The organism is Comamonas testosteroni (genome assembly GCF_030505195.1).
GTDB classification, from domain to species: Bacteria; Pseudomonadota; Gammaproteobacteria; order Burkholderiales; family Burkholderiaceae_C; genus Comamonas; species Comamonas testosteroni_G.
Window position 1 is genome coordinate 2,597,266 of record NZ_CP129672.1, and the last position, 14,014, is coordinate 2,611,279.

Annotated in this window: 10 protein-coding genes; all 10 read left to right on the forward strand. The window is 67.1% G+C overall.

Annotated features, from left to right (window positions below; all coding sequences use genetic code 11):
- Window position 1: 1 nt before the first annotated feature.
- Complete coding sequence (locus QYQ99_RS11810) at window positions 2-3,196, forward strand: efflux RND transporter permease subunit (protein WP_302092809.1); 3,195 nt, start codon at window positions 2-4, stop codon at window positions 3,194-3,196.
- A complete protein-coding gene (locus tag QYQ99_RS11815) occupies window positions 3,189-4,661 on the forward strand; it encodes an efflux transporter outer membrane subunit (protein ID WP_302092810.1) in 1,473 nt (490 codons plus the stop codon). The genes QYQ99_RS11810 and QYQ99_RS11815 overlap by 8 nt, the downstream gene beginning before the upstream one ends.
- Complete coding sequence (alkB, locus tag QYQ99_RS11820) at window positions 4,658-5,332, forward strand: DNA oxidative demethylase AlkB (protein ID WP_302092811.1); 675 nt, start codon at window positions 4,658-4,660, stop codon at window positions 5,330-5,332. Before QYQ99_RS11815 ends, alkB begins: the two co-directional genes overlap by 4 nt.
- A 66-nt stretch (window positions 5,333-5,398) precedes the next feature.
- Complete coding sequence (locus QYQ99_RS11825; RefSeq protein WP_302092812.1) at window positions 5,399-6,475, forward strand: homocysteine S-methyltransferase family protein; 1,077 nt, start codon at window positions 5,399-5,401, stop codon at window positions 6,473-6,475.
- A gap of 190 nt (window positions 6,476-6,665) precedes the next feature.
- Window positions 6,666-7,811, forward strand: coding sequence for a Fe-S oxidoreductase (locus QYQ99_RS11830; RefSeq protein ID WP_302092813.1), 1,146 nt, complete (start codon window positions 6,666-6,668; stop codon window positions 7,809-7,811).
- Window positions 7,812-8,069: 258 nt separating this feature from the next.
- Window positions 8,070-9,065 carry a porin gene (locus QYQ99_RS11835; protein WP_302092814.1) on the forward strand — a complete coding sequence of 332 codons (996 nt, stop codon included), beginning with the start codon at window positions 8,070-8,072 and terminating at the stop codon, window positions 9,063-9,065.
- Between the two features lie 545 nt (window positions 9,066-9,610).
- The gene (gene bioB / locus QYQ99_RS11840; protein ID WP_302093159.1) at window positions 9,611-10,603 is read left to right on the forward strand and encodes a biotin synthase BioB; all 993 of its coding nucleotides are present in this window, start codon (window positions 9,611-9,613) and stop codon (window positions 10,601-10,603) included.
- A 131-nt stretch (window positions 10,604-10,734) separates the two neighbouring features.
- On the forward strand, window positions 10,735-12,078 hold the full coding sequence (gene bioA / locus QYQ99_RS11845) for an adenosylmethionine--8-amino-7-oxononanoate transaminase (RefSeq protein WP_302092815.1): 1,344 nt from the start codon (window positions 10,735-10,737) through the stop codon (window positions 12,076-12,078).
- The gene (bioD, locus tag QYQ99_RS11850; RefSeq protein WP_302092816.1) at window positions 12,075-12,758 is read left to right on the forward strand and encodes a dethiobiotin synthase; all 684 of its coding nucleotides are present in this window, start codon (window positions 12,075-12,077) and stop codon (window positions 12,756-12,758) included. The genes bioA and bioD overlap by 4 nt, the downstream gene beginning before the upstream one ends.
- Window positions 12,755-13,951, forward strand: coding sequence for an 8-amino-7-oxononanoate synthase (gene bioF / locus QYQ99_RS11855; RefSeq protein WP_302092817.1), 1,197 nt, complete (start codon window positions 12,755-12,757; stop codon window positions 13,949-13,951). Before bioD ends, bioF begins: the two co-directional genes overlap by 4 nt.
- Window positions 13,952-14,014 lie beyond the last annotated feature (63 nt).

Consider the following 14,014-nt stretch of genomic DNA (forward strand, 5'->3'; position numbering starts at 1 on the left):
CATGGACTTCTCCAAATTCTTCATAGACCGGCCCATCTTCGCGGTCGTGCTCTCCATCATCCTGTTCGCCGTGGGGCTGGTCGCCATTCCGCAGCTGCCGGTAGGCGAATATCCCGAGGTCGTGCCGCCCAGCGTGGTGGTGCGCGCCACCTATCCGGGGGCCAATCCCAAGGAGGTCGCCGAGTCGGTGGCCGTGCCGCTGGAGGAAGCCATCAACGGGGTCGAAGGCCTGATGTACATGAAGTCGGTCGCGGCGTCCGACGGCAGCCTGCAGGTGGTTGCCACCTTCCGCCCCGAGATCGACCCCGACACCGCCGCGGTGCGCGTGCAAAACCGTGTCAGCCAGGCCCAGAGCCGGCTGCCCGAGGAGGTGCGGCAGTTCGGCGTGACCACGCAGAAGCAGGCGTCCACGCCGCTGATGTACGTGGGCCTGGTCTCCAAGGATGGCCAGCATGACGCGCTGTACCTGCGCAACCATGTCACGCTCAAGATCAAGGATGTGCTGGCACGCATTCCCGGCGTAGGCGACGTGGGCATCTACGGCGCGGGCGACTATGCGATGCGCGTCTGGCTGGATCCGCACAAGGTGGCGGCACGCCAACTCACGGCCGGCGAGGTGATCGCCGCCATCCGCGAGCAGAACATCCAGGTTTCGGCTGGTCAGCTGGGCGCCGAGCCCAGTGCGCAGAAGTCCGACAAGCTGCTGTCCATCAATGTGCGCGGGCGGCTGAAGACGGCCGAGGAGTTCGGCTCCATCGTGCTCAAGAGCGGCGAAGGCGGCCAGGTCGTGCGTCTGGCCGACGTGGCGCGTATCGAGCTGGGCGCCAGCGACTACACGCTGCGCTCGTGGAGCGACAAAAAGAACATGGCCGCCGTGGGCATCTTCCTGTCACCGGGCGCGAATGCATTGGGCGTGGCCGAGCAGGTCTACGCGGCGATGGATCGGCTCTCCAAGGATCTTCCCGAAGGCGTGGCCTTCGAGTCCGTCTGGGACCCCACGGTCTTTGTGCGCGACTCGATCAAGGCCGTGCAGAGCACGCTGATCGAGGCCGTGATCCTCGTGGTGCTGGTGGTCATCGTCTTTTTGCAGACCTGGCGCGCCTCCATCATTCCGCTGCTGGCTGTGCCCGTGTCCATCATCGGCACGTTCGCGGGCCTGTATCTGCTGGGCTACTCCATCAACACGCTGACGCTGTTCGGCCTGGTGCTGGCGATCGGCATCGTGGTGGACGACGCCATCGTCGTAGTCGAGAACGTGGAGCGCTACATCGGGCTGGGCCACAGCCCGCAGGAGGCAGCCCATCTGGCCATGAAGGAGGTCTCGGGGCCCATCATCGCCATCGCCCTGGTGCTGTGCGCGGTTTTCGTGCCCATGGCTTTTCTCAGTGGCGTCACGGGCCAGTTCTACCAGCAGTTCGCGGTGACGATTGCCATCTCCACGGTGATCTCGGCCATCAACTCGCTGACCCTGTCGCCGGCACTGGCGGCCAGGCTGCTGCAGCCGCACGGCGCACCGCGCGACGCGCTGGCGCGTGTCATCGACAAGGGCCTGGGCTGGCTCTTCCGGCCCTTCAACCGCTTCTTCGATCGCAGCGCCCACGGCTACCAGAACTCGGTGGACCGCTCGCTGCGCCGACGCGGCCTGGTGTTCGCGGTCTATGCGGCGCTGCTGGCCGGCACGGCGGTGCTGTTTCACGCCGTGCCCGGGGGCTTCATCCCCATGCAGGACAAGCTCTACCTGTTTGCCGGCGCCAAGCTGCCCGAAGGGGCGTCGCTGAACCGCACCGATGCGCTCACGCGCCAGATGGTGGAGACGGCCAAGAGCGTGGACGGCGTGGACATGGTCGCCGCCTTCGCGGGCTTCAATGCGCTGCAGTCCACTACCACGCCCAATCTGAGCAGCTCCTACATCATGCTCAAGCCCTTTGGCGAGCGCACCCGCAGCGCCGAGGCCATCAATGCCGAGCTGGGCGCCAAGTTCGCGCAGATCGAGGGCGGCTTCGCCTATGCGCTAATGCCGCCGCCCATCCAGGGCCTGGGCAACGGATCGGGCTATTCGCTGTTCCTGCAGGACCGCGCAGGCCTGGGCTACGCAGCGCTGCAGCAGGCGCTTGAGGCCTTTCAGGCCGAGATCGCCAAGACACCGGGCATGACCTACCCGGTCAGCAGCTACCAGTCCAATATCCCGCAGCTTGAAGTCAAGGTGGACCGCATCAAGGCCAAGGCCCAGGGCGTGTCGCTGACCGATCTGTTCCAGACCCTGCAGGCCTATCTGGGCTCGGTCTATGTCAACGACTTCAACGCCTTCGGCCGCGTCTGGCGCGTGATGCTGCAGGCCGATGCCGACTACCGCCAGGCCGTGGAGGACATCGCCCAGCTGCGCACGCGCAACGCGCGCGGCGAGATGGTGCCCATAGGCTCCATGGTCACCGTGGTGCCCAGCTACGGGCCCGATCCGGTGCTGCGCTACAACGGCTTTCCGGCGGCCGACCTGATCGGCGACTCCGATCCGCGCCTGCTGTCCTCGGCTGAGGTGCTGACCCGGCTGCAGGAGATCGCGCAGCGCACGCTGCCGCGCGGCATCGAGCTGGCCTGGACGGACCTGAGCTACCAGCAGGTCGAGCAGAGCCATGCCGCAGCCGTGGTCTTCGTGATCGCCGTGATGCTGGTCTTTCTGGTGCTGGCCGCGCTCTACGAGAGCTGGACCCTGCCGCTGGCCGTGATCCTGATCGTGCCCGTGTGTATCTGCGCGGCGCTGTTCGGCGTGTGGCTGGCCGGGGGGGACAACAATGTCTTCGTGCAGGTGGGCCTGGTGGTGCTCATGGGACTGGCCTGCAAGAACGCGATTTTGATCGTGGAGTTCGCACGCGAGCTGGAGATGCGCGGCTCGCCAACCGTCGATGCCGCGCTGCAGGCCTGCCGCCTGCGGCTGCGCCCCATCGTCATGACCTCCATCGCCTTCATCGCGGGCGCCGTGCCCTTGCTGATCGGCAGCGGCGCGGGCAGCGAGGTGCGCGCGGCCACGGGCGTGACGGTGTTCTCGGGCATGCTCGGCGTGACGCTGTTCGGCCTCTTCCTCACGCCGGTGTTCTACGTCACGCTGCGCCGTCTGTCGGGCCGTTCGCTGGCAGCTCGCCCGCCCGCCCAGCCGGCCGCCGCTGTGTCACCCACATCTCTGGAGGGCAGCCATGTCTGAGATCCGCAAACCCTTGCGCCGGCATGCGCTGGCATGTGCCGTGGCGGGCCTCTCGGCCCTGCTCGCAGGCTGCGCCGTCGGCCCCGACTTCCGCGCGCCCGAGCTGCCCGCTGCCGGCGCGCAGTTCGCGCGGGCCGAGCCGTCCGCAGTCCCGCAGCAGGCATCCCCCGAGACCGGCTTCGATGCCGCGTTCTGGCGTCAGTTCCAGGATGAGCAACTGACGCAGCTGGTCGAGCAGGCCCTGCGGGCCAACCAGGAGCTGCGCGGTGCGCTGGCGCGGCTGGATGCGGCCCAGGCCCTGCTGCGCGAAAGCCGTTTTGATCAGCTGCCCACGCTCACCGTGTCGGGCCAGGCGCTGCAGCAAAGACGCGGCGAAAGCCAGGCACCAAGCGGGCCGCGCAGCCAGCGCAGCTACAGCGCCGGCATCAACGCGAGCTGGGAGCTGGACCTGTTCGGTCGCGTGCGCCGCAGCATCGAGGCCGGCAGCGCCGACCTGCGCGCCAGCGCTGCCGATCTGGCTGCGCTGCAGGTGGCCATTGCGGCCCAGGTCGCGACCAGCTATGCCGATCTGCGAGGCTGGCAGCAGCGTCTGCATCTGGCCGAGGCCAATGCCGCCAATCAGCAGGACACACTGCGCCTGGTGCAACTGCGGCTGGCGCATGGCAGCTCCGCCGAGTTCGATCTGGCGCGCGCCCAGGCGCAGCTGGAGACCACGCGCTCGCGCATTCCGGCGCTGCAGGCTCAGATCGCCGTGGCTCAGCACCGGCTGGCCGTGCTCACCGGCCAGGTGCCCGAGGCGCTGATCGCAGCGCTGGACGCGCCGGCCGCGTTGCCACAGTTGCCCGAGACCATCGCTCCCGGCACGCCCGCCGAGCTGCTGCGCCGTCGCCCCGATGTGGCCGCCGCCGAGGCGCGTCTGCATGCCGCCACGGCGCGGGTGGGCGTGGCCACGGCCGACCTGTTCCCGCGCCTGTCGCTGGGCGGTCTGCTGGGCAGCTCTGCCCTTGGCGCGGGCGCGCTGTTCGAGGCCGGCAGCGCCAGCCGCAGCGTGTTCCTGGGTGTGGACTGGTCTTTTCTCGACGTGGGCCGCGTGCGCGCGCGCATCGCTGCCAGCGAAGCCGGTGCCCAGGCCGCGCTGGCCCACTACCAGCAAAGCGTGCTGCTGGCGCTGGAGGACACCGAAAGCGCCCTGGTGGGTCTGGCGCGCACCCGCACCGAGGACGCCCATCTGGCCCAGGCTGCCGAGCAGCGTGCACGCGCCGAGCAGCTCGCGCAGCGCCGCTACCGCCTGGGCAGCGTGGGCCTGTACGAGGTGCTGGACGCGCAGCGAGATCTCTATGCGGCCCAGGACGCGGCCGCCGATAGCCGCGCGCGCGGCCTGCGTGCCGCCGTGGCGCTGTATCAGGCGCTGGCTGGCGGCTGGGTGGGGCCGCCACCGGCCAAGCCTATGATGGCGTTGCAATGACGCTTTCGCTGTTTCCTGTCGACCCCTTGCCCGCCGAAATCATTGATGACGGCGCCGTGCTGCTGCGCGGCTTTGCGGCAGCCGAGGAGCAGCGCTGGGTGGCCGAGGTGACGGCCTTGCAGGCGCGGGCCGCATTTCGCACCATGCAGGTGCCCGGGGGCAAGTTCATGTCGGTGGCGATCAGCAACGCCGGCGGCTGGGGCTGGATTTCGGATCTGCGGGGCTACCGCTACAGCGCCGTCGATCCGCAGACCGGCAAGCCCTGGCCTGCCATCCCGGCTTTTCTGGGCGAGCAGGCGGCCGGGGCTGCGGCGCTGGCCGGCTATCCGGGTTTTGCGCCCGATGCCTGCCTGATCAACCGCTATCAGCCGGGCGCGCGCATGGGCTTGCACCGCGACCAGGACGAGAGCGACTTTGCTGCGCCCATAGTCTCGGTCTCGCTGGGCCTGGCTTGCAGCTTTCTCTGGGGCGGGCTGACGCGCCAGAGTCCCACCCGGCGCCTGGCGCTCACCCATGGCGATGTGCTGGTCTGGGGCGGGCCCTCGCGCCTGGTGTTTCATGGTGTCGCCCCGCTCAAGCCGGGCCAGCACCCGCTGCTTGGCCATGAGCGCTGGAATCTGACGTTCCGCATGGCCAAGGCTCGCTACCCGGCAGGCCTGCCATCGGAATAGGCGCTGGCAGCAGGGCAATGCCCGGCTGCCCGGCAAAGCCTGCCAGCTTTCCTACAATGGCGGTCTATGAGCCAGTCGCACCCCACCCCCGCCTACACCCGAGCCCAGGAGCTGCCCGCAACGCTTGTCAAGCGCCTCGTCATTCTTGACGGCGCCATGGGCACCATGATTCAGCGTTTCAAGCTGGGCGAGGCTCAGTATCGCGGCGAAGGCTATGCCGGTGCCGACGGTGCGGGCGAGCGCTTCAAGGACTTCGCCCATGACGTCAAGGGCAACAACGAGCTGCTGTCGCTGACCCGTCCCGACGTGATTGGCGACATCCATGAGAAATACCTGGCTGCCGGCGCCGATCTGATCGAGACCAACACCTTTGGTGCGACCACGATTGCGCAGGAGGACTATCACATGGCTGATCTGGCCTATGAGATGAACCTCAAGAGCGCCCAGCTCGCGCGTGCGGCCTGCGACAAGTACAGCACGCCCGATCACAAGCGCTATGTGGCCGGCGCCCTGGGCCCCACGCCCAAGACGGCCTCCATCAGCCCCGATGTGAACGACCCTGCCGCGCGCAACATCACCTTCGAGCAGCTGCGCCAGGCCTATCTGGAGCAGACGCTGGCGCTGATTGAAGGCGGTGCCGACGTGATCCTGGTCGAGACCATCTTCGACACCCTCAACGCCAAGGCCGCGCTGTTTGCCGTGGACGAGGCCTTCGAGCAGACCGGCGAGCGCCTGCCCATCATGATCAGCGGCACGGTGACCGATGCCTCGGGCCGCATTCTGAGCGGACAGACCGTGACGGCCTTCTGGCACAGCGTGCGCCATAGCAACCCGCTGTCCGTGGGCCTGAACTGCGCGCTGGGCGCCACGCTGATGCGTCCCTATGTGCAGGAGCTGGCCAAGGCGGCTCCCGACACCTTCATCAGCTGCTACCCCAATGCCGGCCTGCCCAACCCCATGAGCGACACCGGCTTTGACGAAACGCCCGAGATCACCAGCCGTCTGGTGCACGAGTTTGCGGCCGAAGGTCTGGTCAATATCGTGGGCGGCTGCTGCGGCACCACACCCGACCATATCGGTGCCATTGCCAAGGCCGTGCAGGCCACGACCACACGCAAGCTGTTCTACCCGGCAGAAGCCTGATTCCGCCCGCAATGGTTCGCCCCCGGCCCGCGCTTGTGGTTGCAGGCGTGAACCATGCGGCTCCGGCACGACCTGGGCAGCCCTGGTGCTGGAGCCACAAGCGCTGGCAGCTCTTTTTCCGATGCTCTTATCCGCAGGGGCGGGCACAATGGCCTGGTTCCGGCTTTGCTGCCCCGCCACCGACGACCGCATGACTGCACCACTGCAACCCGTTGCCCCCGTACTGCCCGTGTCCGTGCCCACGGCTCAGGCGGCTGCGCAGGCCGGCAATGTGGCAGCGGCCACTGTCTCAGACCTTCCCGCAGCGCAGCAACTGCCTGCCGCTCAGGCGGTGCCCCCGGCGACCAGCATGGTGCAGTGGTCGCCGCAAACCTTGCAGAACCTCAAGCTCCAGGCCTTTGAGCATCTGATTGCTCAGCTGGCCCTGCAGGTGCAAGCGCAGCCCGGTGCGCCTGCGGCGAGCTGGCCCAGTCAGGGCCTGCCAGCGGCCGTGCAGCAGTTTGTGCAAAACCTGCTCGCGCAGGTTCAGGTCAGCCTTCAGAGACAGGCCCAGCCCTTGCAACTGCTGGCCGGCCAACAGGGGTCGGTTGCGCTGATGCAGGCCTTGGCGCAGGCTGCGGCGTCTGGCGCACAGCCGCCCAGCTCGGCTTTGCAGACGGCGGCGGCCCTGTCGCCCACGGCGGCCGTGGCGCTGGAGCAGGCGCAGCAGGGCATGGCGGCAGCACCTGCAGGTGGCGCTGCCGCACCGCGTCTGCCCCAGCTGCAGAACTGGCTGGTGCAGCAAGGCACGCTGGTCACGCCGCAAGGCGAGCGCAGCTTTTCCCTGACACTGCAGGTGCCCGCCGCCTGGGCGCAGGCTGTGGGCGCGCCAAGCATCCCGGCAGCCCAGGCGCCGGGGACGGCCCTGCGCCTGCCCATGGCGGATCCGGGTGTCCTGAGCAGCGGCCCTCTGGCGCTGGTGGTGCAGCCGCAGTCATCGGCGGCGACCAGCACGCTTGCCACCAGCGCATTGCTGTGGCTGGAGCTGCAGCCCGTCACGGCGATCGCGGCTCAGGCGACGCCGGCACAGATGGCCGCTCTGCCCCTGGCCCTGCCCGCGCCGGCGCTGGCGCAGGAAGTGCAGCAGTTGCTGCAGAACAAGTCCGATCCCTGGCTGATGATGGCTGCGGCCCAGGCTGCCAATGCCCTGCCTGTGCCGCGCCGCAGCAGCGAGCACCGCTCGCATCTATGCATGACCGAAGGCTGTCAGTACCAGGGGCTGGCACCTTGCGCCCAGCCGTTTTGCAGCGAGATGAATCGCATCTGGGCCACCTCCGGCGTGGCGCGCAGCGGCTGAACCAAGCTGACGCAGGGCTGGACTCTGCGCAGTCCGCACTTTCATAATGCATCCCGTTGCCTGCTTTTCGAGCAGGCTACTCGGGTCGGAATTGGCAGCCCCGCTGCCAGCCATGTTCCGGCTGTCTTCAGTGCATCAGGCAGGGCCTGACTGCCTGTCATCGCCTCATCTCACAGGTCTTCGACCTTCTCTGTCTTCTGCTGTGCCAAGGGCTGGCTGCGGGGGCAGTGACTTCACAATTCAAGGAGAACCACCGGCATGCGCTTGCGTACTGGCATTGCTTGTTCCACATGTTTCACTCTTTTGTCTGCCGTGCTGCCTGCGGCGGCCCAGTCTTCCAACGTCAGCATTGGCGGTCTGATCGATGGCGGCATCTATCGCGGCTTTGATGGCACGGCCCAGGCCGGCACGATTCAGCGCAGCAATCTGGCCATTGCCGGCTGGGAAGACCTGGGCGGCGGCCTCAAGGCCACGTTCCGTCTGAGCGCACGTTTCGATATCGACACCGGGCGTCTGGAAGACCAGGGCAGCAAGCCGTTCTGGCACGACGAGTCCACGGTGGGCCTGCGGGGCGGCTTTGGCCACGTGCGCCTGGGCCGGGCCCTGTCGGCCATGTGGTCGCAGGACTGGAAGTTCGACCCGTGGGCCAATTTCAACCGCATTTCCTCACCCGCCTGGTATCAGTGGCACTACCTCACGCCTACCGATCGCTACAGCAACAACGGCGTTGCCGAGTATGGGCGCATGGCCAACGGCATCTTCTACGACTCGCCCACGATGGCCGGCTTCACTGTGCATCTGAGCGCCTCGCCGGAGCGCACCGAGGTGCCGCTGACCTTGCGCCGCGAGGGGCGCGGTTACTCGGCCTCTCTCAACTATGACTCGGACAGCCTGAGCGGCATGCTGGCCTTCGAGCGCAACGGCAGCGGTGACAAGGACACTTTTGTCGCGGGCAAATACCGCTTTGGCGCAGCCGCCGTGATGGCCGCCTGGGACTACTCGCGCGTGGCCCAGACAGCGCTTTCAGCCAAGGCCGTGACGCTGGGTGCCACCTATCAGATGGGGCAGACCACGCTGAAGGCCGGCTATGGCCGCCAGCGCATGCAGGAGCAGACCAATCATTTCTACTCCCTGGGGGCCGACTACGCGCTGTCCAAGCGCACCACGCTCTACGCCAGCCTGGGCCGCAAGAGCTACGAGTACGGTGCGGATTCGGGGACTTCGTTCGGTGTGGGCATGGCTCACGCCTTCTGAGCCCAGGCCTCCCGCCCTCCAGCCGCAGCCTTGCTGCGGCTTTTTTGCGCTCGGTGTGAATGTCCAACAAGAGTTGAGGGAATTAAATCCGCCAGTTTTGGGTGTTTGTCCGCCTTTGCACGGACGGCACAGCACCGTTTTTGGCCATGAGTCAGGCCATGTCCGGGTAAAAATCGCCAAAAACCGTGTTTTTTGACGATATCTACGCTCTTCCTCGTTGAAATCCAAGGCGTGAATCTGGTGCATTGCGTTGAATTGAGCGCACAAGGGCTGCAGTTGACGGAAGTTATAGCTGGCTGTTTCGAATGCGCGCTGAAAATCCGTCAAATGCATTGAAATGGCATTCAAAAATAGCGCTTCTTGCTGCAACTCTTTGGTGGTCAACTATTTGCATGCGGGCTCTGTAAATCCTTGATTTTTATGCCCAAAATGCGCGGCATTCCCCCGATTGAGGAGAGACCGCGATGTCCCATTCCATGCCCGAGCAAGACCACCCAGCCCGCACCGCCGACGCACAGCAAGCCGACGCCTGCGGCAGCCAGACCATGCACTGGCATGCGCCGGCCAAGCCCGCTGCGGCGCCCGAAGCGCAGCGCTGGCCCGTGGAGGCCGTGCAGTCCCTGCTGGATATGCCTTTCCTGGACTTGCTGCACCGAGCCCAGAGCGTGCATCGCGAGAACTGGCCGGCGGGCGAGATCGAGCTGGCAACCCTGCTGTCCGTCAAGACCGGCGGCTGTCCCGAGAACTGCGGCTACTGCCCGCAGTCGGCCGAGTTCGACACGGGCGTGAAGGCCGAGAAGCTGATGAGCGTGGAGGAGGTCACCCGCGCCGCCAAGGCCGCTCAGGATGCCGGGGCCACGCGCTTTTGCATGGGCGCCGCCTGGCGCGCGCCCAAGGACCGTGACATCGAGAAGATGAACGAGCTGATCGGCGCGGTGAAGGGCCTGGGCATGCAGACCTGCGCCACGCTGGGCATGCTGCAGCCCCATCAGGCGGCATCGCTGCGCGATGCGGGTCTCGACTACTACAACCACAACCTCGACACCGCGCCCGAGTATTACAAGGATGTGGTCAGCACGCGCCAGTACCAGGATCGGCTGGACACGCTGTCGGCCGTGCGCGATGCGGGCATCAGCGTGTGCTGCGGCGGCATCATCGGCATGGGCGAGACCGAGGTCCATCGTGCCGGCCTGATTGCCCAGCTGGCGAATATGCAGCCCTACCCCGAGTCCGTGCCCATCAACAGCCTGGTGCCCGTGCCCGGCACGCCGCTGGCCGACAGCGAGCCGGTGGATCCGCTGGACTTTGTCCGTGTGATCGCCGTGGCGCGCATCACCATGCCCAAGGCCCGCGTGCGCCTGTCGGCCGGCCGCCAGCAACTGGGTGAGGCCGTGCAGACCCTGTGCTTCATGGCCGGGGCCAATTCCATCTTCTACGGCGACAAGCTGCTGGTGACCGGCAATCCCGATGTGCAGGCCGATACCACCTTGATGCGCAAGCTGGGCCTCAAGGGCCTGGGGGCATCGGCCGCGAGCTGATCCCTGAACCTTCCCCGGCCATCGCGCCGGGGGTTTGTCTTTCCGGATTGTCTGGCCTGGCCTCTTGCTCAGGTCAGGCCCCGCCGTGCCTGCGATCCGGCAAGGCCGGTGATTCGCCTCAGGAGTTTTTGATGGACCACAGTCTTGCCAGCCGCAGCGTGCGCCATGTCTGGCACCCTTGCACCCAGATGAAGCGGCACGAAGCGGCGCCGCCGATTGCCATTGACCATGCCATCGGGCCCTGGTTGGTGGATACCGATGGCCGCCGCTATCTGGACGGTATCAGTTCCTGGTGGGTCAATCTGTTCGGTCACTCGCATCCGCATATCCGGGCGGCGCTGACCGAGCAGATGCACAAGCTCGATCATGTGATGCTGGCCGGTTTCACCCACGCCCCCGTGGTCGAGCTGTCCGAGCGTCTGGCCGGTCTGACTGGCCTGGGCCATGCGTTCTATGGCAGCGACGGCGCGTCGGCCACCGAGATCGCACTGAAGATGAGCGCCCATTACTGGCGCAACCAGGGGCATCCCGCCAAGCACCGTTTCGTGGGCCTGGCCGGCGGCTACCACGGCGAGACCGTAGGCGCGCTGTCGGTCACCGATATTGCGCTGTTTCGCGATGCCTATGGCCCCCTGGTGCGTCTGTCGGCCACCGTGCCCAGCCCCGATGCACGCCTGGCCAGGCCCGGCGAAACCGCTGCCGATGTGGCACGCCGCGCAGCACAGGGCCTGGAGGCCTGGCTGCAAGCGCATCACCAGGAGACTGCGGCCCTGATTCTGGAGCCGCTGGTGCAGTGCGCCGCCGGCATGGCCATGCACGATGCCGAATATCTGCGTCTGGCCAGAGCGCTGTGCGACCGCTATGCGGTGCATCTGGTGGTGGACGAGATCGCCGTGGGCTTTGGCCGTACCGGCAGCCTGTTCGCCCACCAGCAGGCCGGCATCAGGCCGGACTTCATCTGCCTGTCCAAAGGGTTGACCGGCGGCACGCTGCCCTTGTCTGCCGTGCTGACGACCGATGAGGTCTATGCCGCGTTTTATGACGACGATGCTGCGCGCGGCTTTCTGCATTCGCACTCCTATACCGGAAACCCCCTGGCCTGCCGCGCTGCCGTGGCCACGCTGGAGCTGTTCGAGCAACTGGACCCGCTGGCCGCCAATCGGCAGCTGGCCCGGAAAATCAGTGCGGCATTCGCCGGGCTGAATGCTCACCCCCGCGTCAGCAACGCGCGCCAACAGGGAATGATCTGGGCCTGGGACATCGATACCGCCTTGCCGGACTTTGCGCAGCGCTACCACCAGGCGGCGCTGGATCTGGGCCTGCTGCTGCGCCCCATCGGACGCACGCTGTACTGCATGCCGCCCTATGTGCTGGACGACGCCGATATCGCCCACCTGGGCCAGGCCGCGCTGGCCGCGCTGAACACCGCCTTGCAGCAGGAAGCGGAGCTTGCCGCGAAGAAGGCAGAAGCATGATCGGCTGTTTCGTCACGGGCACCGATACCGGTGTGGGCAAGACCCTGGCCAGCTGCGCGCTGCTGCACGCACTGGCGGGCCATCATCCGCGCGTGGTGGGCATGAAAGCCGTGGCCGCGGGGGCCGATCCCGACGGGCAGGGCGGCTGGGTCAACGAAGACACGGTGGCCCTGCGCGCTGCCTCCACGCTGGCCGTGGTGGCAGCGCTGGACAACCCCGTGCTGCTGCCCGACCCCATGTCGCCGCATATCGCGGCGCGGCGCGCAGGCGTGGAGGTGACGCTGGCGCCGATTCTCGACGCCTACCGGCAGCTGGCCGCGCAGGCCGATGCCGTGGTGGTCGAGGGCGCGGGCGGCTGGCGCGTGCCGCTGTCGGACTCTCTTTGCATTGCCGATCTGGCCGTGGCGCTGCAGCTGCCCGTGGTGCTGGTGGTGGGCCTCAAGCTCGGTTGCCTGAACCATGCGGTGCTGACCGCCGAGGCGATTCGCGCCGCCGGCTTGCCGCTGGCGGGCTGGGTGGCAAGCCGTGTGGAGCCGCAGATGCTGGTGCCCGAGGAAAACATGGACTGGCTGCGCAACCAGCTGGGACGGCTTGGCGCGCCGCTGCTGGCCGATATTCCGTGGCAGGCCACTCCCGATCCTCGTCTGACCGGTTTCTCTTTGCCCAAGGAATGGCAATGACCGCATCTTCCAATTTCTGGCTGCAGGATATTCCACAGCAGCTGGCTGCCCTGGACGCCGCCGCGCTGCGCCGTACCCGTCGTACCGTAGCGCCCCTGCAAGGCGCGCGCATCCTGGTCGACGGGCAGCCCATGCTGCAGTTCTGCAGCAACGACTATCTGGGGCTGGCCCAGCACCCGGCCATGATCGAGGCGGCTTGCGCGGGTGCGCAGGACTTTGGCGTGGGCTCGGGCGGCTCTCCCATGGTCAACGGCCATAGCACGGCCAATGCCGCGCTGGAGCAGGAGCTGGCCCGCTTTGTGCAATTGCCCCGTGCGCTTTACTTCTATGCCGGGTTCGCCACCAACGCCAGCATCATCCCGGCGCTGGTGGGGGCGGGTGACGCCATTTTTTCGGACGCTCTGAACCACGCCAGCCTGATCGACGGCTGCCGTCTGTCGCGTGCACAGATTCACCGCTTCGAGCATGGCGATCTCGCGACCCTGGAGCAGCTGCTGGCTGCTTGCCCGGTGCAGCGCAAGCTGGTGGTGAGCGATGCCGTCTTCAGCATGGACGGCAATGTGGCCGATATCGAGGGCCTGCTGGCGCTGTGCGAGCGCCATGACGCGCTGCTGCTGCTCGACGATGCCCACGGCTTTGGCGTGCTCGGCCCCCAAGGCCGCGGCAGCCTGGCTGCTGCAGGGCTGACGGGGGCCAAGGCTTCGCCACGCGTGCTGTACATGGCCACGCTGAGCAAGGCGGCCGGCGTCTCGGGTGCCTTTGTGGCAGGCCATGAACTGCTGATCGAATGGCTGCTGCAGAAAACGCGCAGCTACACCTTTGCGACCGCAGCACCGGCGATGCTGGCGCGTGCCCTGCAGACCAGCTTGCAGCTGATAGAGCAGGAGAGTGTCTTGCGCGAGCAGCTGCAGGCCCGTATTGCCCAGTTGCGCGCGGGTCTGCAGCCCCTGCTGCAGGGCAAGGGCTGGCGGCTTGTGCCGTCGCATACCGCCGTGCAGGCCCTGGTGGTGGGCGGCAACGATGCCGCGCTCGGCCTTATGGAAGGGCTGCGCCGCCATGGCCTGTGGGTGCCGGCGATTCGTCCTCCCACTGTGCCCGTGGGCACGGCGCGGCTGCGCATCGCCTTGTCGGCACTGCATACCGAGGCCGATGTGAACCAGCTGCTGGCGGCGCTGCGGGAGCTGGCAGGCTGACACTGTCCGGGTCTTGGCGAGGAGTCATCCAGGCAAAATCAGGCTCACCAGATCTGCTGTCGA

Bases quoted from the DNA above. Each gene is read 5' to 3' on its own strand.
- QYQ99_RS11810 (WP_302092809.1), top strand. From the start codon at position 2: ATGGACTTCTCCAAATTCTTCATAGACCGGCCCATCTTCGCGGTCGTG.
- QYQ99_RS11815 (WP_302092810.1), top strand. From the start codon at position 3,189: ATGTCTGAGATCCGCAAACCCTTGCGCCGGCATGCGCTGGCATGTGCC.
- alkB (WP_302092811.1), top strand. From the start codon at position 4,658: ATGACGCTTTCGCTGTTTCCTGTCGACCCCTTGCCCGCCGAAATCATT.
- QYQ99_RS11825 (WP_302092812.1), top strand. From the start codon at position 5,399: ATGAGCCAGTCGCACCCCACCCCCGCCTACACCCGAGCCCAGGAGCTG.
- QYQ99_RS11830 (WP_302092813.1), top strand. From the start codon at position 6,666: ATGACTGCACCACTGCAACCCGTTGCCCCCGTACTGCCCGTGTCCGTG.
- QYQ99_RS11835 (WP_302092814.1), top strand. From the start codon at position 8,070: ATGCGCTTGCGTACTGGCATTGCTTGTTCCACATGTTTCACTCTTTTG.
- bioB (WP_302093159.1), top strand. From the start codon at position 9,611: ATGCACTGGCATGCGCCGGCCAAGCCCGCTGCGGCGCCCGAAGCGCAG.
- bioA (WP_302092815.1), top strand. From the start codon at position 10,735: ATGGACCACAGTCTTGCCAGCCGCAGCGTGCGCCATGTCTGGCACCCT.
- bioD (WP_302092816.1), top strand. From the start codon at position 12,075: ATGATCGGCTGTTTCGTCACGGGCACCGATACCGGTGTGGGCAAGACC.
- bioF (WP_302092817.1), top strand. From the start codon at position 12,755: ATGACCGCATCTTCCAATTTCTGGCTGCAGGATATTCCACAGCAGCTG.